The 26,592-nt window shown below is 60.7% G+C and carries 28 protein-coding genes; 19 read left to right on the top strand and 9 right to left on the bottom strand.

Features of this window, described 5'->3' with window-relative positions; all coding sequences use genetic code 11:
• The first annotated feature begins 61 nt into the window (after window positions 1-61).
• Window positions 62-538: a MaoC family dehydratase gene (locus tag R4P70_RS02435; protein WP_097386738.1), complete on the top strand. Its 477-nt coding sequence runs from the start codon at window positions 62-64 to the stop codon at window positions 536-538.
• A gap of 90 nt (window positions 539-628) precedes the next feature.
• Here the strand turns inward: R4P70_RS02435 and R4P70_RS02430 are convergent, their stop codons facing one another.
• Window positions 629-1,342 (bottom strand): TetR/AcrR family transcriptional regulator, encoded by a 714-nt coding sequence (locus R4P70_RS02430; RefSeq protein WP_019745704.1) that lies wholly within the window; start codon window positions 1,340-1,342, stop codon window positions 629-631.
• Between the two features lie 104 nt (window positions 1,343-1,446).
• Here R4P70_RS02430 and R4P70_RS02425 point away from each other — a divergent pair, with 104 nt between their 5' ends.
• Entirely contained in the window at window positions 1,447-2,967 is a 1,521-nt protein-coding gene (locus tag R4P70_RS02425) for an AMP-binding protein (RefSeq protein ID WP_019745705.1), read from the top strand.
• A 52-nt stretch (window positions 2,968-3,019) separates the two neighbouring features.
• Here R4P70_RS02425 and R4P70_RS02420 read toward each other — a convergent pair whose 3' ends face one another.
• The 6 genes from R4P70_RS02420 to R4P70_RS02395 all read right to left on the bottom strand — a co-directional run bounded on the left by R4P70_RS02420 (window position 3,020) and on the right by R4P70_RS02395 (window position 9,050).
• On the bottom strand, window positions 3,020-3,307 hold the full coding sequence (locus R4P70_RS02420; protein ID WP_019745706.1) for a putative quinol monooxygenase: 288 nt from the start codon (window positions 3,305-3,307) through the stop codon (window positions 3,020-3,022).
• 56 nt (window positions 3,308-3,363) lie between these two features.
• On the bottom strand, window positions 3,364-3,996 hold the full coding sequence (locus R4P70_RS02415) for an HAD family hydrolase (RefSeq protein ID WP_030243853.1): 633 nt from the start codon (window positions 3,994-3,996) through the stop codon (window positions 3,364-3,366).
• A gap of 38 nt (window positions 3,997-4,034) precedes the next feature.
• Complete coding sequence (locus tag R4P70_RS02410) at window positions 4,035-4,709, bottom strand: TetR/AcrR family transcriptional regulator (RefSeq protein WP_019745708.1); 675 nt, start codon at window positions 4,707-4,709, stop codon at window positions 4,035-4,037.
• 68 nt (window positions 4,710-4,777) lie between these two features.
• Complete coding sequence (locus R4P70_RS02405) at window positions 4,778-6,169, bottom strand: MFS transporter (RefSeq protein ID WP_019745709.1); 1,392 nt, start codon at window positions 6,167-6,169, stop codon at window positions 4,778-4,780.
• 250 nt (window positions 6,170-6,419) lie between these two features.
• A complete protein-coding gene (locus R4P70_RS02400) occupies window positions 6,420-8,075 on the bottom strand; it encodes an AMP-binding protein (protein WP_317830336.1) in 1,656 nt (551 codons plus the stop codon).
• A 3-nt stretch (window positions 8,076-8,078) separates the two neighbouring features.
• A complete protein-coding gene (locus R4P70_RS02395) occupies window positions 8,079-9,050 on the bottom strand; it encodes a phosphotriesterase-related protein (protein ID WP_317830335.1) in 972 nt (323 codons plus the stop codon).
• 158 nt (window positions 9,051-9,208) lie between these two features.
• Here R4P70_RS02395 and R4P70_RS02390 point away from each other — a divergent pair, with 158 nt between their 5' ends.
• From R4P70_RS02390 to R4P70_RS02325, 15 genes are all read left to right on the top strand, one after another.
• The gene (locus R4P70_RS02390; RefSeq protein WP_003943195.1) at window positions 9,209-9,769 is read left to right on the top strand and encodes a QsdR family transcriptional regulator; all 561 of its coding nucleotides are present in this window, start codon (window positions 9,209-9,211) and stop codon (window positions 9,767-9,769) included.
• Window positions 9,667-9,933, top strand: coding sequence for a helix-turn-helix domain-containing protein (locus tag R4P70_RS32675; RefSeq protein ID WP_411742462.1), 267 nt, complete (start codon window positions 9,667-9,669; stop codon window positions 9,931-9,933). Before R4P70_RS02390 ends, R4P70_RS32675 begins: the two co-directional genes overlap by 103 nt.
• A gap of 214 nt (window positions 9,934-10,147) precedes the next feature.
• Window positions 10,148-10,849 carry a FadR/GntR family transcriptional regulator gene (locus tag R4P70_RS02385; RefSeq protein ID WP_051730415.1) on the top strand — a complete coding sequence of 234 codons (702 nt, stop codon included), beginning with the start codon at window positions 10,148-10,150 and terminating at the stop codon, window positions 10,847-10,849.
• A 243-nt stretch (window positions 10,850-11,092) separates the two neighbouring features.
• Entirely contained in the window at window positions 11,093-12,433 is a 1,341-nt protein-coding gene (locus tag R4P70_RS02380) for an ABC transporter substrate-binding protein (protein ID WP_317830334.1), read from the top strand.
• A 25-nt stretch (window positions 12,434-12,458) separates the two neighbouring features.
• On the top strand, window positions 12,459-13,232 hold the full coding sequence (locus tag R4P70_RS02375) for an ABC transporter ATP-binding protein (protein WP_042446319.1): 774 nt from the start codon (window positions 12,459-12,461) through the stop codon (window positions 13,230-13,232).
• Complete coding sequence (locus R4P70_RS02370; RefSeq protein ID WP_317830333.1) at window positions 13,229-13,942, top strand: ABC transporter ATP-binding protein; 714 nt, start codon at window positions 13,229-13,231, stop codon at window positions 13,940-13,942. The genes R4P70_RS02375 and R4P70_RS02370 overlap by 4 nt, the downstream gene beginning before the upstream one ends.
• Before the next feature lies 1 nt (window position 13,943).
• Window positions 13,944-14,888 (top strand): branched-chain amino acid ABC transporter permease, encoded by a 945-nt coding sequence (locus R4P70_RS02365; RefSeq protein WP_051730416.1) that lies wholly within the window; start codon window positions 13,944-13,946, stop codon window positions 14,886-14,888.
• Window positions 14,885-15,970: a branched-chain amino acid ABC transporter permease gene (locus R4P70_RS02360; protein ID WP_182261929.1), complete on the top strand. Its 1,086-nt coding sequence runs from the start codon at window positions 14,885-14,887 to the stop codon at window positions 15,968-15,970. Before R4P70_RS02365 ends, R4P70_RS02360 begins: the two co-directional genes overlap by 4 nt.
• Window positions 15,963-17,468 carry a carotenoid oxygenase family protein gene (locus R4P70_RS02355; RefSeq protein ID WP_182261930.1) on the top strand — a complete coding sequence of 502 codons (1,506 nt, stop codon included), beginning with the start codon at window positions 15,963-15,965 and terminating at the stop codon, window positions 17,466-17,468. The genes R4P70_RS02360 and R4P70_RS02355 overlap by 8 nt, the downstream gene beginning before the upstream one ends.
• On the top strand, window positions 17,465-18,187 hold the full coding sequence (locus tag R4P70_RS02350) for an alpha/beta hydrolase (RefSeq protein ID WP_317830332.1): 723 nt from the start codon (window positions 17,465-17,467) through the stop codon (window positions 18,185-18,187). The genes R4P70_RS02355 and R4P70_RS02350 overlap by 4 nt, the downstream gene beginning before the upstream one ends.
• On the top strand, window positions 18,184-18,984 hold the full coding sequence (locus R4P70_RS02345) for an alpha/beta fold hydrolase (protein WP_182261932.1): 801 nt from the start codon (window positions 18,184-18,186) through the stop codon (window positions 18,982-18,984). The genes R4P70_RS02350 and R4P70_RS02345 overlap by 4 nt, the downstream gene beginning before the upstream one ends.
• Before the next feature lie 2 nt (window positions 18,985-18,986).
• Entirely contained in the window at window positions 18,987-20,507 is a 1,521-nt protein-coding gene (locus R4P70_RS02340) for an aldehyde dehydrogenase family protein (RefSeq protein ID WP_283567231.1), read from the top strand.
• 1 nt (window position 20,508) lies between these two features.
• Entirely contained in the window at window positions 20,509-21,585 is a 1,077-nt protein-coding gene (locus R4P70_RS02335) for an alcohol dehydrogenase catalytic domain-containing protein (RefSeq protein ID WP_182261934.1), read from the top strand.
• Window positions 21,586-21,671: 86 nt separating this feature from the next.
• Complete coding sequence (locus R4P70_RS02330) at window positions 21,672-22,376, top strand: FadR/GntR family transcriptional regulator (RefSeq protein WP_019745713.1); 705 nt, start codon at window positions 21,672-21,674, stop codon at window positions 22,374-22,376.
• Window positions 22,377-22,391: 15 nt separating this feature from the next.
• Window positions 22,392-23,198 (top strand): ABC transporter ATP-binding protein, encoded by an 807-nt coding sequence (locus tag R4P70_RS02325; RefSeq protein WP_020909438.1) that lies wholly within the window; start codon window positions 22,392-22,394, stop codon window positions 23,196-23,198.
• Between the two features lie 12 nt (window positions 23,199-23,210).
• Here the strand turns inward: R4P70_RS02325 and soxR are convergent, their stop codons facing one another.
• Window positions 23,211-23,651, bottom strand: coding sequence for a redox-sensitive transcriptional activator SoxR (soxR, locus tag R4P70_RS02320; protein ID WP_317830331.1), 441 nt, complete (start codon window positions 23,649-23,651; stop codon window positions 23,211-23,213).
• 63 nt (window positions 23,652-23,714) lie between these two features.
• Between soxR and R4P70_RS02315 the strand changes: the two genes are divergently transcribed.
• Together R4P70_RS02315 and R4P70_RS02310 are read left to right on the top strand one after the other, a co-directional pair.
• Window positions 23,715-25,145 (top strand): MFS transporter, encoded by a 1,431-nt coding sequence (locus tag R4P70_RS02315; RefSeq protein ID WP_317830330.1) that lies wholly within the window; start codon window positions 23,715-23,717, stop codon window positions 25,143-25,145.
• 32 nt (window positions 25,146-25,177) lie between these two features.
• Window positions 25,178-25,390, top strand: coding sequence for a hypothetical protein (locus R4P70_RS02310; RefSeq protein WP_020971089.1), 213 nt, complete (start codon window positions 25,178-25,180; stop codon window positions 25,388-25,390).
• A gap of 9 nt (window positions 25,391-25,399) precedes the next feature.
• On the opposite strand, the gene R4P70_RS02305 is transcribed toward R4P70_RS02310, so the two are convergent.
• The gene (locus R4P70_RS02305; protein ID WP_021331750.1) at window positions 25,400-26,494 is read right to left on the bottom strand and encodes a GGDEF domain-containing protein; all 1,095 of its coding nucleotides are present in this window, start codon (window positions 26,492-26,494) and stop codon (window positions 25,400-25,402) included.
• Window positions 26,495-26,592: the final 98 nt, after the last annotated feature.

Genomic DNA, 26,592 nt, shown 5'->3' with positions numbered 1-26,592 from the left:
TCGCGACGGTCACCCGAACGGCCCGTTCCGTCCTCCTGAACTGCGAGTAAAGGGATCAACGATGACTGAAAACCAATTGCCCGTCCGCCCGTCCACCTTCGCCGAGCTCGAGAAGCTCATCGGCCAGGAACTTGGCCCGACGGAGTGGTACGACATCACCCAGGAGCGCATCAACGCGTTCGCCGAGGCCACAAACGATCATCAGTGGATTCACGTCGACCCGGAACGAGCCGCATCGAGCCCGCTCGGCAGCACCATCGCGCACGGACTCTTCAGCCTCTCGCTGGGCCCACAGTTCTCCTACCAACTCATCCACTTCGACGGCTTCGCGCACAGCCTCAATTACGGCTACGACAAGGTTCGCTTCCCCGCTCCGGTTCCCGTGGGATCCCGGGTCCGCATGCGTGCAACCGTTGTGTCCGCGGAGCAGTTGCCCGGCGGAATCCAGGTGAAGATGAGCCAGGTGGTTGAGCGCGAAGGTTCCGACAAGCCAGTCGTCGTGGCCGAATCCGTCGCTCGCGTCGTCGAGAAAGGCTGAACAGAGAAAAGCTGACTAGAGAAAAGCTGAAACAAGACTCGGCACGTCCCGGCCGCTCGAACGTCGATACGGCCGGGGCGACCTGCCGCTTCAGGATCGGTCAGGGAACTTCAGCGCGTTAGCCCACAGGTCTGTCACCGTGGCGACAATCTGATCGAACTCCGGCGAACGCCCGTCCACCTCACCCTCATGGAGGGTGAACAGACTGTAGGCGAGCCGACTCACCATGCCGGACAGAGCAATTGACGCTGTCATTGGATCCAGCGTCGTGTCCGCGATACCACGACTCTGCAGATCTGCAATCCCGCGGGCATTACGGCGTATGAACGCATTGGCACGCTCGCTGCGGAACTTTCGGAACTCCGGGTCGATGTGAGCAACCTGCTCCATCAGCCCCATCAATTTCGCATTGCGTTGATACGCCGCCAGATACGCTCGATTACTTGCCTCGAGCACGGCGTACGGATCGTCTGCGCCCGCCACGCGTCCCATGCCCGGGTGCATCATGTCGTCTCGCGCGACCTCGAGGACGGCGGCGAAGACCTCTTCCTTGTTCGCGAAGTAGGTGTAGAACGATCCCGTCGCGCAGCCGGCTTCTTTGGCGATGTCGATCAGACGGGCATCGAGATAGCCACTACGCTCGAATACCGTGCGGGCAGCGGCAATCAGCGCTGCGCGCGTGCGGGTTCCCCGCTCGGTGGTGGGCCGATCTCGGAGCAGCGCAGGCGGAGCCACCGGCAGGGCGGCAATTCGCGATTCGTCATCGAGCACGGTGCGCTCCCCATCCTTCCGAGCCAACATCATTTCGGGACAATCCCAGCAGACTCGATGTTGACGCCGGATTCAAGTGTACGCTCTGGTGAGACCCAGGACACACAATCGGTCGATTCCTCCCGAAAGGCAGAACCATGGTTAGCGTTCTCGACCCGGTGACCCGTCACGCGGAAGTCACACCGGACAACATCGCAATTCGAAACAGCATTGCGATCCGCGGCACGGATGAACACTGGACTTACCGGCAGCTCCACGACGCATCCCTGGCGTTCGCCGGCCGCATTCGCGACGCCGGGTTGAGCGTAGGCGATCGGGTTCTCCTAGCGGCACCGTCGGTAGCGGAATTCGTCGTGGCGTACATGGGAATTCAGGCCGCAGGTTGTGTCGTGGTACCGATCAACACGATGTCGGCGCAACCCGAAGTCGAGTACGTTCTGGACGACGCGGAGATTTCCCTGGCCATCGCGTGGCATCAGCTCGGTCCCGCAGTCCAGGATGCAGGGAGCGCGCGCGGCGTCCCGGTGTGGACACTCACCGAAGAGTCGGCGAAGGCCGATCATGCACCCGCAACTGTGGTCGACCGTGAAGCAACAGACACCACGGCGATTCTCTATACCTCCGGCACCACCGGACGCCCGAAGGGCGCTCAGCTGACCGTCGGGAATTTGTTGTCCGCCGGTGAGATCGGCGCCGAGAGCAGCCGCGGAAACCCCTCGGACCGCACCGGAACCGGACTGCCGCTCTTTCACATCTTCGGCCAGGGTTCGGTCATGATGGCAACCTTCACCGGCGGCGGATCACTGTCCCTGCTCGCCCGGTTCGACCCCGCTGCCATGCTCGACCTGGTCCGCCGGGACAAGCTCACCATCATGGCCGGTGTCCCCACCATGTGGAATGCCATGCTGCACGCCGCCGCCGATGTGGACAGCTCCGACTTCGAACAACTCAGGATCGCAATCTCCGGTGGCGCATCACTTCCCGGTGAAGTCGCTCGTGCCTTCGAAGCACGGTTCAACTGCACGATCCTCGAGGGCTACGGCCTCACCGAGACGAGCGCGTTCGGGACTTTCAACAGCATCGACCGCGTCGCAAAGATCGGATACACCGGCCGCGCCGTACCGCGCACCGAGGTCGAGGTGCGTGATCACGACGGAAATGTTTGCGAGGCAGGCACAGTGGGCGAGGTGTTCATCAAAGGACCGACGGTCATGAAGGGTTACTGGAAGCGCCCTGAAGACACTGCCGCCGTTCTTTCCGACGACGGATGGTTCCGCACCGGAGACCTCGGTGAGACCGATCCCGACGGGGACCTTCGCATCGTCGACCGAGTGAAGGACCTCATCATCCGTGGTGGATACAACGTCTATCCGGGCGAGGTCGAAGAGGTGCTCTACCAGCACCCCGACATCATCGAAGCCGCAGTGATCGGCATACCCGACGACTACTACGGGGAGGAAGTTGCCGCAGTGGTGGCCGTGCGTCCAGGCTCCGACCTCGAAGCAGACGCCGTCACTTCGTGGGCTCGGGAACGTCTCTCCGCCTACAAGATTCCCCGAGTCGTCCAGTTCATCGACGCACTCCCAAAGGGTTCGACAGGAAAGATCCTCAAGCGATCGATCGACCGAACCGAACTCCTCGCCCAGAAGCAGAACTGAAAACACAGGTGAGCCCCGGCCAGATTTCGCCGGGGCTCACCTGTTCACTCGCTCAGAGAGCGTCGAAGTACTCGATCTGCGGGGCGCCGGCGAGGAAGGGCGCCATCGCCTTTCCTGCAGCCTGGAAATGCTCGGACGTTCCGTGAGCCTTGATGGCAGCACCGTCCTGATACAGCTCCATGAACTTGTAGGAATTCGCATCCGTTTTCGATCGGATCAGTTGATACAGAACCGTTCCGGGCTCCTCCGTGCGCACCTTCTCCGCAAGTTCGGCGATTACGGCTTCGAACTGCTCGCCGCTTCCGTCCTTGACGGTGATATCCGCGATGACAGCAATCATTCGTTCCTCCAAAAGTGTTCCAGCAGTATTCGAGTGTTACCGAGAAACCTACAGTTTCACTGCGTGGGCAGTAGTCCGAACGTCGATGCCAATTGCCTGCGAGTGCTTTCCGCGTCGGTGTGGAGAATGCCGGCGATCCCCAATCGTGCCGCACCGTCGAGATTCTGTTGCAGATCGTCGATCATGACGGCATCTTCGGGCGCGACGCCCAGGCGCTCACACGCGATGGTATAGATCTGACGAGAGGGCTTACGAATCCCGACTTCCGAGGAGATCACCACTTCGTCGGCCAGGTCCTCGAGGACAAATCCCGCATAACAATCACGCCCGAAAGCATTGGACACGAGCGCAACAGGGTGTCCCGCCGCCCGCACGTCTGCGAGCAGACGCACCATCTCCTCGTCTCGAATCAGCCCGGCTTGCATACGGTCGACCAATCCAGCACTGTCGACGACTGCGCCGTGCGCTCGTAGACGTTCTCCGAATCCGGCCTCGAAGGCCTCCTGGTCGATCTTTCCGGATTCGTGATCGGAGAGCAGCCTCTTCGAGACGTCGTCGCGGGAGAGCAGGGTCAACGGAAGCCGTGGGTCTCCCCCAAGCGAGGCCCCGAAATCTTCGAAGGCCTGAAGAACACTGGAGGTGAGAACTCCACCGAAATCGACGAGCACTGCCGTACGCGTAGGTGTCATTGCTCCATCAGACACCAAACATGAACCCGGCGTCAACATCAGTTTTGGCGCAGCGAGAATTGTAAAGTGTTGATCCACAACCGGTTGACCGTATCGAGCAGACCATCGAAGGTCACTCCGGCGGCGCCGTCCTCGCCGCCGCGGGATACGAAGTACCCGAACGCAAGTCGACTGATCATCCCGGAGAGTGCCCGAGACGTCAGTAACGGATCCAGGTTCGCGTCCGCCAGACCGGCTTTCTGCAGCTTCTCGATACTGCGCGCGTTGCGTCGAACAAACGCGTCAGCACGCTCGAGGCGGAGAACCCGGAACTCCGGATCGATACTTGCGACCTGCTCGAGCAGTCCCATCAGCTTCGCGTTGCGTCGGTACGCCTCGAGGTACGCGCGGTTGCTCGCCGCGATGACCTCAGCGGGATCCGCTCCTTTCGGAGTGTGCGGCATGCCCGGATGCATCATGTCTTCGCGCGCCAGCTCCATCACAGCCGCGAAGATCTCCTCCTTGCTTGCGAAGTAGGTGTAGAACGTACCGGCCGAGCACTGCGCCTCCACCGTGATGTCGATCAGACGCGAGTCCAGATAACCGGTCCGTTCGAAGACGGTGCGAGCCGCATCGATCAACGCTCGACGCGTACGCAAACCACGCTGAGTGGAGGGGAGTTCCCGTGACACTGTCGACGAAGCATCTTCGGAGCCTGTGCGTGCTGCAGCCATGCTCCAGTTATACGTCAGACGCCCGCTACCGGTGACCGATAGCGGGCGTCTGTTCGAGACCGAAGGTATTACCTGGCGTAGAGGTGCGCGCCCGGAATTGCGTTCGGATCGTCCCGAACTTCCTTCGGGTTGGTCTCTTTCAGCACCCAAGCGCTGAAGAAGGTCACCAAGCCCATGAGTGCTACGAACACGGCAACCCATGTCGTGGTTCCGGTCTTAGCGATAAGTGCTGTCATGATGAACGGGGTGCCGCCGCTGACCGTGATCGCAGCCAACTGGTAGGCCAACGATGCTGCCGAGTAGCGCACGTTGGGTGCGAACAGTTCACCCATGTATGCCGCGATAGGCCCGTAGGTCATCGACTGGAACACGCTGCCGACCGTGACTGCGATGAAGAACAGCGGCAGGGACTTGGTGTTGATCAACCAGAAGTACGGGAATGCCCAGACCACGATCGCCGCGGCGCCGATCAGGATCATCGGACGACGACCGATCTTGTCGGACATCTTCCCGGACCACAGCACCACGCCGACTGTCAGCAACGCGCTCAGGAGCGAGATGATGAGCAGTGAGTTCCGCTTCAACCCCAGTTCGGTTGTGCCGTAGCTGAGCACGCCGGCGATGCTGATGTAGAACAGTGCATTGGTGGCGGCCAGAAGTCCGCAACCGAGCAGAATCTTGCGCCAGTGATCCTTGAGCGCCTGCGCCAGTGGAGCCTGAACGACGACATCCTTTTGGTTCTTCTTGGCGTCTTCCTGCAACTCGAGGAATTCCGGCGTGTCCTCGACCTTCGTCTGGATGTACAGAACCACAGGGAAGAGCAGCGCGCTGGCGAAGAACGGAACCCGCCAACCCCAGCTCAGGAATGCTTCGTTGGAAATGGTCGCGGTCGCGACGAGGAAGACCAGGTTGCCCAGCACTACACCGAACGAGACACCCATCTGACCGAAAGTGCCTGAGAATCCACGCTTCTTGGGACTCGCGGATTCGGTGAGGAGAAGGACGATTCCGCCCCACTGGCCACCGCAGGCGAGACCTTGGATGAATCGCAGTGTCACCAGAAGAATCGGAGCGACGACGCCGATTGCCGACGCACTCGGAATCGCGCCGATCAGGAATGTCGCGACAGCCATCAGCAACAGGCAGGTGACGACGGCGGGCTTGCGTCCGTACTTGTCGCCGAAGTGTCCGGCGACCAAACCGCCGATGGGGCGGGCAACGAAGCCGGCCCAGAACGTACTGAACGAGAGCAATGTGCCCATCAGTGCGGATGAATCGGGGAAGAACACATGCGGAAAGACCAGTGCCGCAGCCGTTCCGTACAAGAAGAAGTCGTACCACTCGATGGAACTGCCGAGCAGTCCCGCGCCGAGAAGTTTGCGGTGCGCTTTCTTCTTCTTCCGTTCCTGATCGGACAGGCCCCCTGCCTGCGTGTTCGAATCCACTGCCGATCTCGTCATGGGTTACTCCTCGATGGGTCGGACGCTCGTCGCGCCGGGAGTTGAGAAGTGAAACCGGGCCAGAAGTAGAAACTGACACCAACTTCAACTCTGTGGCGTTGCGATCAGTCTGCGATACAAAAAGAGTGATGTCAATCACTGAAATGCATTGCCGCATAAGGGACTAAATCCCCTATCGATGCTCGCCGATCACCACGACGAATGGCCGGCTCACCTTGTCGGCGGCCGGCAATTCGTTTGTCAGGCAGATCTAGTTCGGTACCCGCAGTTCACGACGAAGAATCTTGCCGCTCACTGTTTTCGGCAGGTCATTCATGACCTCGACGATGCGTGGATACTTGTATGCTGCAAGCCTTTCCTTGCAGAACTCGACCAGATCCTCGGTGGTCGCCTCGGCACCGTCCTTGAAGGACACGAAGGCCTTCACGGTTTCGCCGCGATACGGATCCATGACACCGACGACGGCAGCCTCTCGTACGGCAGGGTGTTCGTAGAGAACATCTTCCACTTCGCGTGGCCACACTTTGAAGCCAGAGGCATTTATCTGATCCTTCATCCGGTCGACGATGTAAAACCAACCGTCACCGTCCATGAATCCGATGTCGCCGGTGTGAAAACGCCCGTCCGGCATGGCATGTGCGGTCTCGTCCGGCTTGTTCCAGTATCCGAGTGCAACCTGGGGACCGGAGACCACGATCTCGCCGTACTCCCCGATCTGTACCGACTTGTCGTTCTCGTCCACCACCTCGGCGTACGTATTCGATACCGGAACGCCGACAGCAACGGCCCCCGACGCCGGATCTACCGGCGCTTCACGCGAATTCGGCACCACGATCGCCGGGCTGTTCGTCTCGGTCAGCCCGTAGCCGTTGTGAATGTAGTGACCGAACTTCGCCCGGAACGCTTCCAACGCCGCGTGCGGGATCGGCGCGCCACCTGAATACACCGACTCGAGAGAGCTCAACGATTCCTTCGAGACTGCGGCGCTGTCCGTCCACGCGATGAATACGGTGATCGCTCCGATGATCGCGGTAGCCCGATGCTCCGAAATCGACTCCGCTGCGACGATGGGATGGAATCGGCGGGTCAGAATCGTGGGCGCGCCGGCCAGGAGTGGAGCCGCGACGTGCCCGATCAACCCGGTGATATGGAACAGTGGCGCCACCGCGAACATCGCGCCGCCGGGGCGCAGCCCCAACCAGTCCCGATAGATCTGCGCTGCGAACACGACATTTGCGTGCGTGTTCATCGACCCCTTCGGCGGGCCGGTCGTCCCCGACGTATAAGGAAGGTAGGCAAGGTCTTGCGGGGACAGATCGACCTTCTCGGGCTTCTGTCCTCGATGTGCCTCGATCAGTTCCAATAGGTCCGGAAATCCATCATGACGAATCCTGGACGCCGAACCGAAGATCCGTTCATCGTCGCGCGACTGAAAATCCCGTTCCGACGTGGTGATGACCCGTCGCACTTCGGTGCCCTCGGACGCAGTCGCCACGGTCTCGGCCGAGGACTCGAGACAGATGACTGCTACCGCGCCGCTGTCCGCGAGTACGGTGGACAGCTCACGGTCCCGGTACATCGGATTGACCGGAACGACGACAGCGCCGAGTTTCCAGACTGCGACCGTCGCGATGACGAACTGCGGAACATTCTGCAGGACAAAGGAAACTCTGTCGCCGAACCCGATTCCGTCCACGGCGAGGGCTACGGCAAGCGCATCCGACATCTCGTCGAGCTCGGCAAAGCTGACGGTCCTGTCGAAGTACCTGATGATCGGGGCGGTGCGATCGCGCTCCAGCGACGCACGGAACATCGCGAGGGCGTTGGCATGCTCGATGTCCACGTTCGGCGGAGTGTCGGCGTCGTAGTTGGCGAGCCACGGCTTGCTCTCGTACACGTTGGTCATAACTCAGCTCTCGAAGTACCGACGCGGATTATCCACCAGCATGGTGTTGATCTGATCCTCGGTGACGCCGCGCTCGAGCAGCGTGGGAATGACCTGATCGCTGATGTGGGTGAAATTCCAGTTCGGCACTGCGGCTGCCTTGGCCTCACTCGAGAACCAGTCGATGAAGCACGAGGCATCATGTGCCAGAACCATTTTCTCGGCATAGCCACGGCGGGCCAGTTCCACGACAGTGTTCACCCGCTCCTCGAACGGCAGCAGAACATCGAGACCGAAACGGTCCATCCCGAGTAGCGAACCCGCATCGGCAAGTGCACACAGGTAGTCCAGGTCGGTCGAATCACCCGAGTGCCCGATGACGACCTTGCTCAGATCTGCACCTTCCTCGGCCAGAACCTTCTGCGCAACGAGGCCCGATTCCGTGTGCGGGTTCGTGTGAACCGTGATCGGTACCCCGGTTTCGACCTGCGCCTGACCGACCGCTCGCATCACACGCTCGACACCGGGAGTCAGACCAGGTTCTTCGATGGCGCACTTGAGGAATGACGCGCGGATGTCTGTGCCGGCAATGCCGTCCTTGATGTCCTTCACAAATAGATCAACCATCGGCTCGCGCACGTCGAACAGCAAACCTGGACCGGTGTAATGGAATTGGAACGGAATGTCGTTGTACGTGTAGACGCCGGTGGCGACGATGATGTTGAGATCGACCTGCTCGTTGATCCGCGCAATACGCGGGATGTAGCGACCGAGTCCGATGACCGTGGGATCGACGATCGTGCTGATCCCTCGCGACTTCAGTTCGGACAGCTTGGTCACCGCATCGGCTACTCGAGCCTCCTCGTCCCAAGGCTCCGGGTAGTCGGGATAGTTCTGACGCATCTCCTCCCCCAGAACGAAGACATGCTCGTGCATCAACACCTTTCCCAGATCGGCTGTGTCCACCTGCCCACGAACGGTTTGTACTGAACTCATCGATCGAACCCCTGACTGTGATCGCCATCACTAACATGAGACAATGAGCTAGTGTGTCTCACGTCGCTTGGTTCGTCAATAGGTTCGACCCACCCGAAGCCCACCTCTGTTCGACCGCCGAAATTGTGCAGTACCGGACAACCGGAGAGAATGTCCCGATGCCTACCGACCTCGAACGCCGACGCGCGATCGACACCGCCGCGAGCATGTACCTCGCGGAGGAACCACTCGACATGTCACTGCTCGCCGAACGTCTCGGAGTAGGCCGCGCGACGCTCTACCGCTGGGTCGGCAATCGCGACGAACTGCTCGGAACAGTGCTGGCCGAGGCCACCGAACGGACATACCGGAAGGCGATGTCGCAGGCGTCGGGGCAAGGTCCGGAATACATCCTCGACGTCTTCGGACGCGTCATGCGGTCGGTGGAATCGTCGACCGAACTGCGAGCGCTGACCAAACGCGAACCGATGGTGTTCATCAAACTCGCGATGATGCCCGGCTCCATCGAATCGATCTCCGCCTCCATCACCGCCGAAATCTTGCAGTCCCAGGTCGACGCCGGCCAACTGACGATCACGCTCTCGCCGCAAGTGCTGGGCGAAGCTCTCGTTCGCATCTGCGACGTACACCTCTACGCCCCTCTACTCGGACGGGAAAAGGCGGAGATCGAGACGGCCCTCGACCTGATCGCACTGCTCCTCGGCGTCACCCGCAACTGACCCATGCCAGGTCAACGCCGCCGCGATCGAATTGGCGAGAATCTGCGTTCAACAGCACCTCCGCAGCACAGCGCGTTCATATCCACCGCAACACTTTGACCTACCGACTGCAGAAGATGGAACGCGCCATCGACGATCGAGCACCGCAATCTCGCTGTACCTAGCCTGCACCATGACTCGATGAACAATGCGAATACCCGGCGTCGTCTACACCTTCCGACCAGTCGATAACCGCCACTGACGGACGAAATTCGAGCCAACCCTTGACTGGGTCCATCTGTGAGCCTAATCTCATTTCAGATTGGTTCAACCAATCAAACACTCGCCTCGGGTCCACCGTGCGCCCACCGGTTCACCGCGATCGGAGACAATACGAAGATGAGCAAGCCGTTCGAGATCAAGCGCATCCCGGTACATGACCAGGTTCGCGATCACCTCCAGGACATGATCCGGGGAGGACGCTTCTCGCCAGGCACCGCTCTGCCGCCCGAGAGAGAACTTGCCGCCACGTTGGGCGTGTCACGCCATTCACTGCGACAAGCTCTTTCGTCACTCGAAGCGGTCGGAATGATCGAAACAAGACACGGCTCAGGAGTATTTCTCACCGAACGGCCGTCGGATGCGGCAGTCATTCGCGTATCCGACATGCTGTTCGAAGGAAACCGCTCGCTGACCGACGTTGTCGAAGCCAGACTGGGTATCGAACCCTTCATCGCCTCGACAGCAGCTGAGAGGCGCACAGAACGCGACCTTGCCTCTCTGCACCGAGCAATGCACGCACACACAGCAGACGGTGAAACCGAAGATGTCTTCGGGTTTCACGAGGAACTGGTTCGAATGACCAAGAACCCGGTCCTCAGCGGCATCATGCGATCTCTGACCACGGGCCCGCGAGGGATCACCAGGCTCAATGAACACGATCCCGAAACCAATCCGTGGTGGCACCTGGACCACGAACGGATCTATGCAGCAATCGAATCCGGCGACGGCACAGAGGCCAGCCGATTGATGACCGACCATATTCTCTCGATCCTGCGTCTCGCCCGAGCCGCAGATACCTCCGAAACCGATCAGATCTAGTTCAGAAGCACTACACGAGAAGATAATCCAAGCCAGCCGCGCGAGGGTTCGACCACATCTGCCAGATCTGAGCAGGTCGCCCCTGTAGCTCTCCCGCTCGAAACTCGGTATCCGCGCCTGAATTCGCGGTCACCCGATTACCCGTTGCACCCGCAGCAGTTGTGCGGTCACCGGGAGCGTCCTGGCGCCTTCATCTGCCGACGTCGCGTCATCTCCCGCGAATCAGTGAAAGCGAGACTTTTCATGCCCATTTCATCCTCATTCTCGAACACTCGACGAGGTGCGTCCCGTCGACGGATCTCGTACTTCGCCGCTCCTGTTGTCCTCGGTCTGGCCCTCACAGGCTGCTCGACAAGCGGCACGCAGGCAACGTCGGGCGGCGGCGAGATCACCGCCGGCAAGGTGACGATCGACACGACGAAATGCCCTGCAGGAGCTAGTGAATCACTCTCCACTGGAGCCGACATCGTAATCGGAACCTCACTCGCCCAATCAGGTTCCGGCGCCTCGTCCGCGCTGTCGCTCGGTGGAATCAATGCCTACTTCGACAAGATCAATGCCGACGGCGGTGTCGACGGGCACAAGGTAACGCTCAACGCCAAGGACGACGCGCTCGACCCCGCCCGTGCGGTGGCCAACGTGAAAGCCTTGATCGAACAGGACAACGTGTTCGCCACGATCTTTCAGCTGGGCACCCCACAGAACCTCGCCACCCGACAAATGTATGAAACAAATTGCGTACCACAACTTTACGCATCAACAGGCGATCATTCGTTCTACGATCCCGCTAACCACCCGTGGTCGACATCGAGCTTCCTCCCGTACGACGCCTGGGGCGAAGCCACCGCTGAGTTCATCGACAAGAAGTTTCCTTCCGGTGCAAAAGTTGCAGAACTGGTATGGAATTCGGACACCGGCAAGGCCCTCGACGAAGCATTCACTCGGGGCATCGAGGGAACATCCGTGGAGATCGTCGCTTCGCAGTCACACGACTCGACTGCCGTCTCCATGAGCAATCAGGTAACCGAAATGTTGGCGAAATCGCCTGATGCCATCGTTGCGGCAACAAGTGGGGCATTCTGCAACCAACTCGTCTCTGCCGCCCGTCGAGCAGGATTCGGCGGACCGATCGTGGTGCCGCCCTCCTGCCGCGACACCACACAATTCTTTGAGCCACTGGGTGAACTCGCGGACGGATTGCTGACCGTACGGAGCTCTCTCGACCCGGCCGATCCTACTGCTGCAACAGAACCCAGCATGAGGGAGTACTTGGAGGCCATGCATAAGTACCAACCCTCCTACGATCCACGCTCGACCTACGTGGCAGACGGATACCGGTTCGCGGCGCTCCTCGTCGAGCAACTCCAGCGCGCGGCATCCGCAGAGGGTGGTTTGAACCGGATCAATCTGATCAATGCAGTCTGGTCCACTGACACGGTACTGCCACTGAACTTCCCCGACTCCCGAACGGTCATCAACGGTGACGTTCCATTCCCCGTCGGGGACGGTTCGATGCTCGCGTACGACGCGTCCACCAAATCGTGGGAGCCGACCGGTGTAGACGTCACCGCGTCTGCACCCTGATCCCACCGGAATTTCAGGACATGCCATGAACGCTCCCGCCCTCGCCATTACCGACCTCTCACTGTCGTTCGGTGGAATCCAGGCTTTGGACAAGCTCTCCTTCGACGTTGCGCCCCAGAGTATTTGCGGTCTCATCGGCCCAAACGGGGCCGGCAAGACCAGCGCATTCAACATCATGAGCCGCATTTATCAACCCAGTAGCGGTTCCATCGAATTGTTCGGCGAACTGGACCTCCTCGCCGTACCCGTTCACAGGATTCCGGAACTCGGCGTCGCCCGCACGTTCCAGGAAATTGCATTATTTCCTTCACTGTCCGTACTCGACAACGTCACTGTCGGCGTGCGCCTCGAGCAGAAAGCAAGCTGGATCCGCACAGCGGTCGGAATCGGTGCCAGGGCACGCGAAATGCAATCTCAGGAAAAGGCCTTCGCAATCCTCGAAGATTTGGGACTGTCACATCTGGCAGGGTCCATGGCAGCAGATCTGCCGATCGGAACACTGAAACGGGTTGAGCTTGCTCGAGCGTTGGCGTCCGATCCGAGAATTTTGCTACTGGACGAGCCTGCAAACGGGTTGATCCACAGCGAAGTTCACGAACTTGCAGCTGATCTGTCGCAGATCAAGGAGCGACTCGACCTCACAGTGCTTCTCGTCGAGCACCACATGGGAATGGTGACAAGCGTGTGTGACCACGTTGTCGTGCTCGATCGTGGCCGAAAGATCGCCGACGGCCTTCCGAAGGACGTCACAAGCGACCCGCGCGTGATCGAAGCGTATCTAGGAAAGTGGGGACAATGAGCAGCTTTCTCGAAGTTCGTGGACTCTCTGCACGATACGGACAGTTACCGGTACTGCACGGCGTCGATCTTTCTGTCGAGCAGGGTGAGATCGTCATTCTACTCGGCGCAAACGGCGCCGGGAAGACAACCACGTTGCGTGCGCTGTGCAGCCTCGTGTCGACCTCTGGCAGCGCAATTTTCGACGGCACAGAACTAGTCGGAAAGTCGACTCGCAGCATCGTTCGCCGCGGCGTTGCGATGGTTCCGCAAGGCCGAGGGACTTTCAAGGACCTGACGGTTCTCGACAACCTGTACGCCGGCGCGTATCTGCGAAAAGGCCGAGCCGAGATCAGTGCCGACATCGCGATGTGGTTCGAACGGTTTCCACGGTTGGCCGAGCGTCGTGAGCAGAAATCCGGAACGTTGAGCGGAGGCGAGCAACAGATGCTCGCTGTCGCCAGGGCAATGATGTCCCGCCCCCGCTTGCTCCTACTAGACGAACCGTCTCTCGGGCTCGCACCGCTGGTCGTCCAAGAGCTCTTCAATCTCCTCTCCACGATCAACAAGGATTTGAACACGTCGATGCTTGTGGTCGAACAAAGCGCGGAACTGGCCCTTGCAATCGCAGACCGCGGCTACGTCCTCGAAGCCGGTCACACCGTGCTGTCCGGATCGGCCACCGAACTGCAGAGCCACGACGGTGTCCGCCAAGCCTATCTGGGGTTATGACATGACTACTTCCACAAGCATTCTCGCGGCCGGAAGTGATCCGGCAAGCATCTTGACAACGGTGTCGACCGGATTGTCCAACGGAGCTTTGTACGCACTGTTGGCCATAGCACTGGTCACAGTGTTTCGCACCACCGGCCACCTCAACTTCGCGCAAGGTGAATTTGCAATGCTCTCGGCATTGCTGTCGTTCAGTTTGATCGCTGCTGGACTTCCGATCTGGGTCGCGATCATCGCCTCGATGGTGATCTCCGCAGTTGCCAGTGCGGCGATTCAGTACTTCATCATGCGGCCACTCGAAAAGCGCGGACACGCAGCGGCATTGATCGCTGTCCTCGGACTCTTCCTCTTTGCCAACGCTTTCGGCGGGGTGGTGTGGGGCGTCGACAACAAAACGCCACTTGCTCCGTTCCCCGACGGTGTCGACGACCGGATCACCGTTCTCGATGGAACTCCACCATTCACACTGAGCTACATCACCATAGGCATCTGGCTGACGCTGGCTGCTCTGCTGGTGTTCCTCTGGCTGTTGCTCTCCAAGACCAAACTCGGATTGGCATATCGCGCCGTCATCTCGAACCGATCGTCTGCCGCCCTCGTGGGAATTCCCGTGGCTGCAACCTTCGCACTCGGGTGGGCTCTAGCCGCTGTGCCGGGAACTCTTGCAGGCGTTATGACGTCACAAGCTGCAAGCGCGCTGAGTTTCACGATGATGGCCAACGTCCTGATCTACGGATTCACTGCGGCATGTGTCGGCGGCTTCGACAGCTTTGGCGGGGCCGTGGTGGGTGGATTGCTGGTTGGACTTGTGGAATCCGTTGTGCCTTCGATATTTCCCGCTATCGGAGCCCAGTCCGGATTGGCACTTGCGCTGGTCATGCTCCTGGTGGTCCTCACTGTTCGCCCACAAGGCCTCTTCGGCCGCAAGGAGGTTGCGCGAGTATGACCGCGACCGCATTTCCCTCGTCATTGCGCGCACCGAGTTCACGACGGACACTGATCGTCGGGACTCTCGTCTACCTCATCGCAGTACTGGGCGCGGTGGTGTTCGTCCCCGACGCAAAGATACTCCAGTTGGCGACTGCGCTGGCATATGCATTGGCCATCCTCGGACTCAACCTTGTCTCCGGATATGCCGGGCAAATTTCCTTGGGCCACAGCGCATTCTTCGGTATCGGCGCTTACACCAGCACCATCTTGGTGACCGATCACGGACTGTCGATTATCGCTACCCTACCCGTCGGCGCACTCATCGGATTTGTCGTCGGAATAGTCGCCGGCCTTCCAGCCCTTCGACTGAAAGGGCACTACCTCGGACTAGTCACCCTGAGCTTCGCGGTGGTATTTCCCTTGCTGATCACACGATTCGGATCGCTGACCGGTGGAGTGAACGGCAAACTGCTTCACTCTGCCTGGGTCATTCCCGACGGCGTACCCGACTTCATCACACAGACTTCGATCAATTTTGTTGTTGTCGCGGCAGTGACAGGCATCGGCATTCTCATCTGCCGCAACTTTGCAAAGTACGGACCGGCCCGAACACTGACGGCCATCCGTGACAACGAAACAGCAGCAGCCACAAGTGGAATCAATCTTTCCCGACAGAAGACCATCGCATTTGCCGTCAGCGCCGCATTCGCGGCGGTGGGTGGGTCCATGTTCGTGCTCGTCACCGGTGTCGTCGCGCCCGAGACGTTTGGTGTCTTCTTGGGAATTCAGCTCTTGACCGGTCTGCTAATCGGCGGATCCGGCACGCTGATCGGACCGTTGATCGGCGGCCTGGTTCTCGCTTTCCTACCGACGTACACCGCAGACCTGATCGGCGGATCGGGCGCGAACATGATCTATGGCGCCCTGCTCGTGGCCTTGATGTTCTTGATGCCCACCGGTATCGCCGGCGGCGCAGCGGCTCTGTACTCACGAATCACGAAGCGACGCCGTCCCATACCCGCCGATCACGATTCCACACGGCCTGGCATCGCCCCCGCTACCGTACCGACCGAGTCCCGAGGAGGCGCTCATGTATGACGTCAACGACACACTGTTCATCAGCGTTCCTGCCGAAGAAGACCAAGAGAATCCGTGGCTCCGCGGCGCGTGGAGACCACAGGGCAAGGAATACGCCGTCAGCGGCGACGAACTGACGATCATCGGTTCCATCCCGGAAGAATTGGATGGCATCTACGTCCGCAACACACACAACAACGCAACCACACCTACCGGGATCTATCATCCATTCGACGGCGACGGCATGCTTCACGCCATTCGCTTTCGTGACGGCACATGCGAGTACCGGAACGCCTTCGTCCGTACCACAGGGTTCTTGGCCGAGCAGGGGGCAAAGAAGGCTCTGTGGCCGGGAATTCTCCAGCCTCAGGAGTACCAACGTCGAGGCTGGGGATCGATGGGGTCGATGAAGGACAATGCCGGTACCGACGTCATCGCCCACGCCGGTCATCTGATTGCCACGATGTCGCAAGGAAGTGAGCCTTGGTGTTTGAGCCCGGACACCCTGGAAACCCTTGGTCCAAACAAGAATTGGGCGAAACTTGTCCCCGACGGATTGTCGTCGCACTACAAGGTGGACAACGCCACCGGCGAGATGACGTTCTTCAATTATCCACAGAAGGCTCCGTTCATGAACTACGGAGTAGTCAACAAGGCAGACAATCTCGTTCACTACGTGCCGATCGAACTACCCGGCCCACGATGGCCCCACGACCTCGGTATGACCGAGCACTATTCGATTCTCCACGACCTGCCGTACTTCTTCGACGAGGAACTACTGAAGAAAGGAATCCACAAAGGTTCGTTCCACGACGACATTCCAGCGCGATTCGGTGTTATCCCCCGCTACGGAACCAGCGCCGATGTTCGTTGGTTCGAAGCAAAGCCCTGCTGGGTCATGCATCTGTCCAATTGTTTCGAAGACGGCGACTGGGTAGTACAGGATGGATGCATCTGGGACAACCTTGTGAAACCTCCTGTCGGAGTTGAAGAAGATGCCCACGCGATCTACGCCCGTATCCGTAGAAACGTCGACATGCATCCCACCGGCGCGCATCTCTATCGCTGGATGTTCAACATGGTCACCGGAGAGGTCAGAGAGTTTCCCCTCGACGACGAAGTGAGTGAGTTCCCCGTCATCAGCAACGACGTGGTCGGACGCCCGTACCGGTACTCGTACAACGCCTTGTTCGAAAAGGGCGAATGGCATCTGAACGGCCTCAAACGTTACGACCTGCACACCGGAAATGCCGTCCGCCTGGAATTCGGGCCTGGCCGATGGGGCAGTGAGCCCGCAATCGCGCGTCCGGCAGGTTCTAGCGCAGAAGACGACGGCTACTGCATAGTTTTCATCACCGACTTGATTCAGGATCGCTCCGAATGCGTTATCTATCGTGCAGACGATCTGACCGGCGATCCGGTGTGCACGGTCATTCTCCCCGAACGGATTTCAGTGGGCACCCATTCCTGCTGGGTCGAAGGTGACCGTATCGCCGGCGAAGGGCGCGCAGCACGATGACAGACATCGTTTTTGTCCCGGGGCTCAATAACGACGCCTTGGTCTGGGACCGTGTAATCAACGCACTTCCGACAACACTGCGCGCAACAGCCGTGAATGTTCCCGCAATCGGTGATGTCGACAAGATCGCCGCAGCACTCGCAGTCGATCTACCCGATCAGTTCTTCCTTGTCGGGCATTCCTTCGGAGGAGTGGTCGCCATGGCGCTTCTCGAGTACTGCCCGGAGCGCATTTCCGGGGTGGCACTGGTGAACACGCCACAGGGAACCGATGACGAAGCCACCGCAACGGCCCGATTGGACAAGGCAGAACGTGCGTTGGCCGGTGAATTCGAGAACTTCGCGATGGGCCGCGTCGATCTCGTATTCCACGCGGACAACGCCGAAGATCCCGATGTCTTGACGGAACGGCTCCGCGGAGTGCGTGCTTACGGTCCTCAGCGATACAGCGCGCACAGTGCCGCGATAGCCTCTCGCCCCGACCGGACTGAGCTGCTACTCGCCACTGAAGTTCCGCTTGCCGTGATTGCCGCAGAATCCGACCTTGTTGTACCACCAGGCGAACAGCAGGCTCTTGCCGATCGAGTAGGGGCGACCTTCGCCGGCATTCCCCACGCTGCCCACATGTTGCCCGCGGAGGAACCCGAGGCGCTCGCCCGGGCACTGACGAAGTGGATCGACTCCGTGGATACCACCGACACACACCCAGGAGAGAAATGATCGCCGCATACACCGGCACCATCGACTACACCGTCCACGGAAGCGGGACAACCACCGTATTCATGCTTCACGGAGCCTACGGCGACGGCAGCTATTTCGCTAATACTGCAACGGTTCTCGCTGATGCAGGCTACCGAGTCGTCGTCTGGAATTGTCCCGGATACGGCATGACCCCGCCAGCGCAGACTCCGTCCATCACGACGTTCTCCGCAGCAGCGACGTCGCTGGTTCAGTCAGAAGCTACGGCCGTCAACGTCCTGCTCGGCCACTCCATGGGCGCGCTCATCGCACCCTTGACCGCCAACAACGAACCACTCGTCGATGCTGTTGTCCTGTCCGGAGCATCAGCGGGTTTTGCTTCGCGCACTCCGGAAGACCAGAAGCGATACCTGGCCGAACGGCTCGAACCGATCGAGAACGGACAGACCGTCGCAGAGTATGTGCGTCCATTGCTCGATTCGATGATGGGGCCGACTGCCTCCGGACCGCTCGTGGACAAGGTCCGCGAAGCCATCCTCGCCATGCGAACCGGTACCTTCGCCAATTCGATCCGCGCTATCGCGTCGTACGACGGCCGTGAGGCTCTCGACAATCTGGCGGTCCCGACCTTGCTCCTGGCGGGAACCGTGGACACGGCCTGTCCGGTCGCCGGTATGCGGGCGATGGCCGAGCGCATCGAGGATTCCGAAATTCACGAACTCGAGGGCGTTGGACACTACGGTTTCGCGGAACGCCCCGACGAATTCCACGGGCACCTACTGGACTTCTTGGGCAGACGACTCCCGAAGGAGAACTGACTATGCTGCAATCGGATCCGACAGTCTTCGCCCGCGCCGTCGAAACGGCCCGACTCCCTCGCGTGCACACGCTGATCGACGGCATGTTCGTCGACGGCGGCGGCCAGATATTCTCCGACGTGTTTCCGGCAACCGGCACTCAGATCGCCGAAGTCCGATCCTCGTCACCAGGTCAGGTATCGGATGCAGTGAGCGCAGCGCGTCAAGCCTTTCCTGCCTGGGCGGACAGTTCTGCGACGACACGTGCCGCCATCCTGGACCGCGCCGCGGACACAATGCTTCGCGACATGGACCGGCTGACGGCATTGGTCACCCTCGACAACGGAAAGACCTCACCGGAAGCAAGTTTCGACGTGGTCAATTCGACCTCGTTGACCAAGTCGGCGGCAGGGTGGGCAAGCAGGATGAGGGGCTCCACCCTGCCGCTCGGTGACGGGTACGTGGAGATGACATGGCGTGAACCTGTGGGCGTCGTGGCCATCTTCATGCCCTTCAATGCACCATTGATGTTCTGCGCGATGAAGATCGCTGCCGCCATCGCGATGGGCAACACCGTTGTGGTCAAGTCGCCGGAGAAGAGTCCGCTGGCTGCAATCGCATTTGCCGAATACCTCGTCGAGGCCGGCCTGCCGAACGGAGTGGTCAACATCGTGCAGGGATTCGCGGACGTCGGGACCGCATTGGTCTCGTCGCCGGAGGTGGACATGGTCTCGTTCACCGGAAGCAGCACCGTCGGGGCGCGCGTCGGATCCGATTCGGTGGCCGGACTCAAACGCGTTCTCCTCGAGTTGGGCGGCAAGTCTGCGAACATCATCTTCGACGACGCACCGTTCGACAGTGCGGTCGAGGGGTCCGTCGGCGCGATCTTCCGCAACTCCGGACAACGATGTTTCTCCGGATCGAGAATTCTCGTACAGGAGAATATCGCCGATCGTTTCATCGAATCGCTTGTGGCCAAGACTCGTTCACTGCGAGTCGGTGATCCGTTCGACCCGAACAGCGATATCGGATCGTTGATCACCGCCCAGGACGTCTCCCGAGTCCGCAGCATCGTGCGAGACGCGGAAGAAGCAGGTGCAAAAGTCTTGTGCGGTGGCGATTCACCCACCGGAGCAACTCCCGAGTCTGGGTACTTTCTGCCGACGGTGATCGACGTCGGCGACCTCACCGATCTGGCGATCCTGCGGGAGGAGACTTTCGGTCCGGTCGTGACGGTGCAGAGATTCACCGACACGAACCACGCGATAGATATCGCCAATACGTCCGAATACGGCCTCGCCGGTGGATGCTGGACCAGCGACCTCGCGAAGGCCCTCACCGTGGCCCGACGCATCGAGACGGGCTACTTCTGGATCAACTCCTATGCCGCCGCCGCCGGACCGGAATCCACTATCGGTGGGCGCAAGTCATCAGGATTCGGCACTGAAAAGGGGGAGGACGGAATGCTCGCCTACACGGCGATCAAAACGGTCATCATGTCCGAATCATCAACTGGAACAGTAATTCCCATGGGAGGCCGCTGACATGTCGCACTACCACCGATGCCGAGGCGCAGTCACCACCGGACCCGATCAGCCACTTCGAATCGTCGAGATCGAGGTGCCGGCACCTCAGGCCGACGAGGTGCTGATCAAAGTCACCGCGTGCGGGCTGTGCCACAGCGATCTTCACTACATGGACGGCTCGTCCGGGGTGGACTATCCGTATCTCGTGGGGCATGAGATCAGCGGCGTGGTCCACGAGATCGGTCCAGAAGTCGTGGACCTCACGGTGGGCGATCAAGTGGTGGTGGCGCTGATCGTGTCGTGCGGCGAGTGTGTCGACTGCAAGCGAGGTCGCGGTGTCCGCTGCGTGAACAAGATGCCGCGCCATCGGGCTCCCCGCCTACCCGACGGCACAGAGCTGACACCGGTCCTCGGGGCCGGCGGCCTCGCCGAGTTGGTCCTGATGAACAGGCAGCACGTCGCCTTACGCCCACTCTCTCTCGATGCTGGTTTGAGTGCGCTTCTCGGCTGTGGGGTGCCAACCGGATTCGGCGCAGCGGTCAACACCGGTGAGGTCACTGCCGGTGACAGGGTCGCAGTCATCGGTTGTGGTGGGGTCGGACTCAGCGCGATCGCCGGCGCACAGGCGGCCGGGGCCGCCCACGTCACGGCCTTCGACTTCGAACCCGCCAAACGTGCATTTGCATCGGAGTTCGGCGCCGATGTCACCGTCGACGGTGCGCACTGGGCCCGGCGACCGGAGCTGTTGTCGAGCTTCGACATCGTCATCGACGCGGTCGGCGGCGACGGACCACTACAACAGGCGATTGCGCTGACGCGTCCCGGCGGTCGGATCGTCGCGCCAGGGGCACCTCGATCCGACGAAATCAGCGCTGTTGCGTTGCGCCCTGTCTTTCTCAAGCGACTCGAATATCACGTCTCGCACTGGGGTGATTGTGTCCCGAGCCGCGACTTTCCGAGGATCGCTCGGCTGGTGTCCGAGGGCAGCTTTCCACTAGAGAAGTATCGGAGTGAAATTGTCGATCTCGACGGCGCAGCCGAGGCCTACGAGCGTCTACGCCGGGGAGAAGTCCTCCGATCCATCGTGATGATGTGAGTGCGCTTCCGGCACAGTCACCCGGGGTTAGTCTTCAGACGTCTGATGAGTTGTTACGCTGTCGGTACCCCCACGAGAGGCGAGCCGTGTCCGACGACCACACAGGATTCACACTTCGCAGTGGTCCGCTGGTGCCGCAACTCGAACAGTTGCTTCGCGGGCGAATCAGGCAAGGAACGTGGGCGCCGTCCGAGCGCATACCGAGCGAGGCGGCCCTTGCCGTCGAACTCGGCGTCGGGCGTTCCTCGATTCGCGAGGCAATCCGCCTCCTCGCTCGCGACGGACTACTCGAAGTCAGACACGGCGTCGGCACCTTCGTGGCTGCCGCGTCCGAACTCGAGCACGTCGACGAATTCACCAAGCTACTTCGACGCTCACGCATCCTGGAGGTCTTCGAAGTCCGTCGCGCACTCGAGATCGAGGCCGCCAGACTGGCCGCGGAGCGGGTACAACCCGAGGACCTCGACGGCCTGCGGCGGCGACTGACCATGCGACACAGTCATTTCGAGGGTGACGTTGAAAAGTTCGTCGACGTCGACCTCGACTTCCACACCGAAGTCGTTCGGTTGTCCGGAAACGCGGTTCTGCTCTCGCTGTTCACGTCGGTGCGTCCACTCCTTCGTGAATCCCTCGTCGAGATGATGGCCCACGAAGCCGGCGTCCCCGACACCTCACATGCCCATGATCAGTTGGTCGAGGCCCTTCAAGACGCCGACCCAGAAGCCGCGGTAGCGGCAACCCGAGCAAATATCGACACCGTCTTACGGCGGTTGCGTGTGCTCGACGCCTAAGAGAGGTTAGTTCTCGTGCAACACCCCAATGGCACCGTTCTGTCGACCGAACACGTGGATCTCGTCCGCGACGGCCGATACTTGTTGAAAGACATCAACATTTCGATCGAACCCGGGCAACACTGGGTACTCCTCGGCGCGAACGGTGCAGGCAAGAGCACCCTACTGAGCCTTCTCGGAGCAACCGCCCACCCCACTCGCGGTTCCGTCTACGTCCTCGGGCACAAGCTGGGCCGAGTCGACATGAGGGAACTGCGGATGGACATCGGGCACGTGAACCCGCGTCACACGATCGGAATTCCGATCACCGTCCGCAACGTCGTGATCACCGGCCTCACCAACACCACCGAGGTAATGCCGCGGTGGTCACCGACGCCGGAGCAAGAGGCTCATGCCGACGCACTGATCGATCTACTCGGGATGAGTCCGCGTTCGGACGCACTGTGGCCCAACTTGTCCCAGGGCGAACGGGGGCGAGCCCTGATCGCCCGTGCACTCATGGTGGAACCACGCCTGCTCCTGCTCGACGAACCGGCGACCGGGCTCGATCTTGCTGCGCGCGAACAGCTCTTGACGGCTCTGGACGATCTCCGCAATCAGAACCCGTCACTTGCCAGCATCCTCGTGACGCATCACATCGAAGAGATTCCGAGCACCACCACACATGCTCTCCTGATCAAGGACGGCGTCGTGACCGCCAGCGGCCTCGCCGAGAATGTGATCACCACCCAGAACATCAGCGAGTGCTTCTCGCATCCCATCGAGATCGAGCGTCGTGGTGGTCGGTGGAATGCTCAGTCGCGGCCACGCGAAAGAGTGTGACCGACAGTAGTTTCAGAGACGTCTGGCGCCGGGTCCCTCCCGGCCCAGTTCGTCTCCAGGGTTGAGCAGGTTGCATGTCTTGAGTGACAGACACCCACAGCCGATACAGCCCGTCAGTTCGTCCTGCATCCGGCCGATGGCCTGCTTGCGATCCTCGAGGCGCTGATTCCACTCCGTCGAAATCTTGCGCCAGTCCTTCTTCGTCGGAGTTCGTCCCTGCGGCAACGACCCGAATACTTCGGCAACTTCGGCCAGAGGTATCCCGAACCTGACTGCCAACTGGATGAGCGACACCCGCCGGATCGAGTGCCGCGGGAACTTCCTCATATTTCCTGCCGTCCGCTCTGCAGGAACCAGACCGAGTGTTTCGTAGTAGCGCACCGCCGACACGGCGACGCCGGTGCGCGCCGATACCTCACCGATCGAGAGAAGTTCGTCACTCTTACGGATCATTCTGCCTCCCAATGGCTGCGCGACATTGACCTGAAGCGCACTTGAGATTCTACCTTCGACAACATGCACTCCCCCACCGATGCTCCCGCCGGAACCTGGCGGCAGCTCCTGAGCGGTCGATACCTCGGCACCGCTACCGTCCTCGCAGGCGGCGTCGCGCTGTACGCGACCAACGTCTACCTGACGACCAGCCTGCTTCCGACTGCCATCGACGACATCGGCGGTCAGCAGTACTACGCCTGGACCGCGACGGTCTTCCTCATCGCTTCCGTCATCTCCTCGATGTTGGTCACCAACGTCCTCGCCGCCAGGGGACCGCGCGGGGCCTACCTGATCGGCCTCGCGATCTTCGCGCTCGGCACCGTCGTCTGTGCGGTCAGCCCGACCATGGAATTGCTGTTGGTCGGCCGCACGATCCAGGGTTCGGGAGGTGGCCTGCTGGCTGGTCTCGGTTACGCCGTCATCAATGCCGCGCTCCCCAGACATCTGTGGACCCGCGGGGCCGCGCTGGTTTCGGCAATGTGGGGAGTCGGCACCTTCGCCGGCCCTGCAATCGGCGGCGTCTTTGCTCAATTCGGAGCCTGGCGATGGGCTTTCGGCGTTCTGGTCATCGCGACGATCGCAGTCGCAGCTCTCGTCCCCAGCGCGCTACCGGCACATGAACCGGGCAGCACCACCAGTAGCCCGGTGCCGGTCCTCTCACTGGCATTGCTGACTGCGGCAGCTTTGCTGGTCAGCGTTGCCGGAATTCTGTCCAACCTCGCAGTGACCGCAGCAATGGTTCTCGCCGCTGTGCTGCTACTGATCGCCTTTGTCGCCGCTGACCGTCGCTCGCGCCACGGCGTACTACCGCCGTCGACGTTCAACGCGTCGTCCCTCAAGTGGGTGTACCTGACCATCGTCGTCCTCGCTGTTGCGTCGACCGTCGAGACGTTCATTCCACTCTTCGGCCAACGACTTGCCGGACTGGCACCGCTCGCGGCCGGATTCCTCGGGGCCGCACTCGCTCTCGGCTGGACTCTCGGCGAAATCCCGAGCGCCTCGGCGACTACCCCTCGTATCGTGCGACGAATCGTTGTCAGCGGTCCGATCCTCGTCGCGATCGGGTTGGGCATCATGGCAGCATTTCTCACCGAACACGCCGGCGCCGGTGCGATGGTCGCGTGGGTGATCGGACTGCTGGTCGCCGGCGTCGGAATCGGCCTCGCCTGGCCTCATCTTGCAGTCGGTGCGATGACCGCGGTCACCGATCCCGGAGAAGGTGCGCGTGCCTCCGCTGCCATCAACACCGTTCAGCTGATCGCCAATGCCTTCGGCGCAGCCCTGGCCGGAGTGCTGGTGAACATCGGCGAACCGTCGACGCTTCGTTCTGCGCAATTGCTTCTCTTCACCTTCGCCGCTATCGCGATCATCGGCATTGTCGTGGCAGCTCGCGCGCTTCCGCGAACACCCGACAAAATCGACAGCCCCGAAATCGTTCACGACGCTCGCTAAACTGTGGAAAACCCACACGGAGGAGTTGGCCAGTGACAGAACCGGATCCGGGCACAGTGGAAACCGACTTCCCGAAAACGGGAGCTCCCGCACAGCGCGCGCTGATCGGAGCGGGCTACACCCACCTCGCGCAATTGACGTCCGTGTCCGAGAAGGAACTCGGCGCTCTGCACGGGATGGGACCGAAGGCTCTGAGGATTCTGCGTGAAGCACTCGCCGAACGCGGCCTGAGCTTCGCCGACTGAGCTCTCACATCAGACCAGGCTCGCCCGAACCTGGTTGCCACCTTCGCGCTTCGCTTCGTACATCACCGTGTCCGCGACGCGGAAGAGTTCGGCAAAGGCTTCGTCGACGGACTCACCCGGATGCCGGGGCGCGGTGCGGACCGCCATTCCGATGCTCGCGCTCGTCGGTGGATCATCGGTCGCCCCGTCCATTGCCGAGCGGATCTGTCCTTCCAGCCTCGCTATCACGCTGACCGGCACCCGCTCGACCACGACGAACTCGTCACCGCCCACACGGGCGGTCAGTGCAGCTTTGGTTGTCCACAGGCGAATACGCAGCGCCGTTCGCAGGATCGTGCTGTCCCCAACGTCGTGGCCGTAAACGTCGTTGATCGTCTTGAATCGGTCGAGATCGATCACCACTACGAGAACCGCGTCGGCCTCGGTCACCGGAGGCCCCATCAGATCCTTCACACGACGCGAAAGTCCGCGACGGTTGAGCAGACCGGTCAACGGGTCGATGTCGGAAGTAGTGGCGTCGGATCCCAGAACTGCCAGAACCATTTGGGACACCACGGGAATCACAATGATGGTGGCCATCACGACCGCGATTTTCGCCAACCCCAAGCCGACGTCCGCTGCTGGTCCGAACAACAAAGTCCACCCCGAAAGCACCGTGACAATCGAGGCGAAGACCAAGTGACCGACTTGGAGTTTCGGATTGTGGAAGAACGCAATATAGCCGCCGATCGACGCAAACACGACGCACGCGATGAGCCGTCCCATCGGTTCCGAGTCGGTTGCGGCGGCCGCCGCAATCGCAACGTCGGAACCCACGACAAAGGTGTACGACCACAGCGGCGTCGGCGGAAACAACCACCAGATCAGGGCCGCGCCGACGCACAGGACGATGACCATGAGATTGACCGCTCGCCAGAACGTACCTTGCGGACCGACGTCACTGAATCGCGCCGACAGCAACACCAACCCCATCCAGAGTGCCGTTCCGCCGACCAGCGCCCGGCAGGAAGTCAAGAACCCGCGGTCTTCGAGGTACCTGCTGAAACTATGGAACTGGTCCGGCAACTGCCACCAGCGCATGACAACTTCGACGAAACCCTTCATCGCCGGTCAGCCGATGCAGGTCTGCAACTTTCGGGCACACTTCGACGTAGCGGACAAGCTGATTTCCCCCCGGAGCACACTGGCATATCCGGCAGCAT

Origin of the sequence: Rhodococcus sp. IEGM 1241, assembly GCF_033142365.1 — a bacterium.
Classification (GTDB): Bacteria; Actinomycetota; Actinomycetes; order Mycobacteriales; family Mycobacteriaceae; genus Rhodococcus_F; species Rhodococcus_F erythropolis.
Note: the sequence above shows the minus strand (reverse complement) of the source record. Positions and strands in the feature narration are given on the sequence as shown.

Excerpts from the sequence above, each read along its gene's own strand:
- R4P70_RS02435 (WP_097386738.1), top strand. The coding sequence starts at position 62 with ATGACTGAAAACCAATTGCCCGTCCGCCCGTCCACCTTCGCCGAGCTC.
- R4P70_RS02430 (WP_019745704.1), bottom strand. The coding sequence starts at position 1,342 with ATGATGTTGGCTCGGAAGGATGGGGAGCGCACCGTGCTCGATGACGAA.
- R4P70_RS02425 (WP_019745705.1), top strand. The coding sequence starts at position 1,447 with ATGGTTAGCGTTCTCGACCCGGTGACCCGTCACGCGGAAGTCACACCG.
- R4P70_RS02420 (WP_019745706.1), bottom strand. The coding sequence starts at position 3,307 with ATGATTGCTGTCATCGCGGATATCACCGTCAAGGACGGAAGCGGCGAG.
- R4P70_RS02415 (WP_030243853.1), bottom strand. The coding sequence starts at position 3,996 with ATGACACCTACGCGTACGGCAGTGCTCGTCGATTTCGGTGGAGTTCTC.
- R4P70_RS02410 (WP_019745708.1), bottom strand. The coding sequence starts at position 4,709 with ATGGCTGCAGCACGCACAGGCTCCGAAGATGCTTCGTCGACAGTGTCA.
- R4P70_RS02405 (WP_019745709.1), bottom strand. The coding sequence starts at position 6,169 with ATGACGAGATCGGCAGTGGATTCGAACACGCAGGCAGGGGGCCTGTCC.
- R4P70_RS02400 (WP_317830336.1), bottom strand. The coding sequence starts at position 8,075 with ATGACCAACGTGTACGAGAGCAAGCCGTGGCTCGCCAACTACGACGCC.
- R4P70_RS02395 (WP_317830335.1), bottom strand. The coding sequence starts at position 9,050 with ATGAGTTCAGTACAAACCGTTCGTGGGCAGGTGGACACAGCCGATCTG.
- R4P70_RS02390 (WP_003943195.1), top strand. The coding sequence starts at position 9,209 with ATGCCTACCGACCTCGAACGCCGACGCGCGATCGACACCGCCGCGAGC.
- R4P70_RS02385 (WP_051730415.1), top strand. The coding sequence starts at position 10,148 with ATGAGCAAGCCGTTCGAGATCAAGCGCATCCCGGTACATGACCAGGTT.
- R4P70_RS02380 (WP_317830334.1), top strand. The coding sequence starts at position 11,093 with ATGCCCATTTCATCCTCATTCTCGAACACTCGACGAGGTGCGTCCCGT.
- R4P70_RS02375 (WP_042446319.1), top strand. The coding sequence starts at position 12,459 with ATGAACGCTCCCGCCCTCGCCATTACCGACCTCTCACTGTCGTTCGGT.
- R4P70_RS02370 (WP_317830333.1), top strand. The coding sequence starts at position 13,229 with ATGAGCAGCTTTCTCGAAGTTCGTGGACTCTCTGCACGATACGGACAG.
- R4P70_RS02365 (WP_051730416.1), top strand. The coding sequence starts at position 13,944 with ATGACTACTTCCACAAGCATTCTCGCGGCCGGAAGTGATCCGGCAAGC.
- R4P70_RS02360 (WP_182261929.1), top strand. The coding sequence starts at position 14,885 with ATGACCGCGACCGCATTTCCCTCGTCATTGCGCGCACCGAGTTCACGA.
- R4P70_RS02355 (WP_182261930.1), top strand. The coding sequence starts at position 15,963 with ATGTATGACGTCAACGACACACTGTTCATCAGCGTTCCTGCCGAAGAA.
- R4P70_RS02350 (WP_317830332.1), top strand. The coding sequence starts at position 17,465 with ATGACAGACATCGTTTTTGTCCCGGGGCTCAATAACGACGCCTTGGTC.
- R4P70_RS02345 (WP_182261932.1), top strand. The coding sequence starts at position 18,184 with ATGATCGCCGCATACACCGGCACCATCGACTACACCGTCCACGGAAGC.
- R4P70_RS02340 (WP_283567231.1), top strand. The coding sequence starts at position 18,987 with ATGCTGCAATCGGATCCGACAGTCTTCGCCCGCGCCGTCGAAACGGCC.
- R4P70_RS02335 (WP_182261934.1), top strand. The coding sequence starts at position 20,509 with ATGTCGCACTACCACCGATGCCGAGGCGCAGTCACCACCGGACCCGAT.
- soxR (WP_317830331.1), bottom strand. The coding sequence starts at position 23,651 with ATGATCCGTAAGAGTGACGAACTTCTCTCGATCGGTGAGGTATCGGCG.
- R4P70_RS02315 (WP_317830330.1), top strand. The coding sequence starts at position 23,715 with ATGCACTCCCCCACCGATGCTCCCGCCGGAACCTGGCGGCAGCTCCTG.
- R4P70_RS02305 (WP_021331750.1), bottom strand. The coding sequence starts at position 26,494 with ATGAAGGGTTTCGTCGAAGTTGTCATGCGCTGGTGGCAGTTGCCGGAC.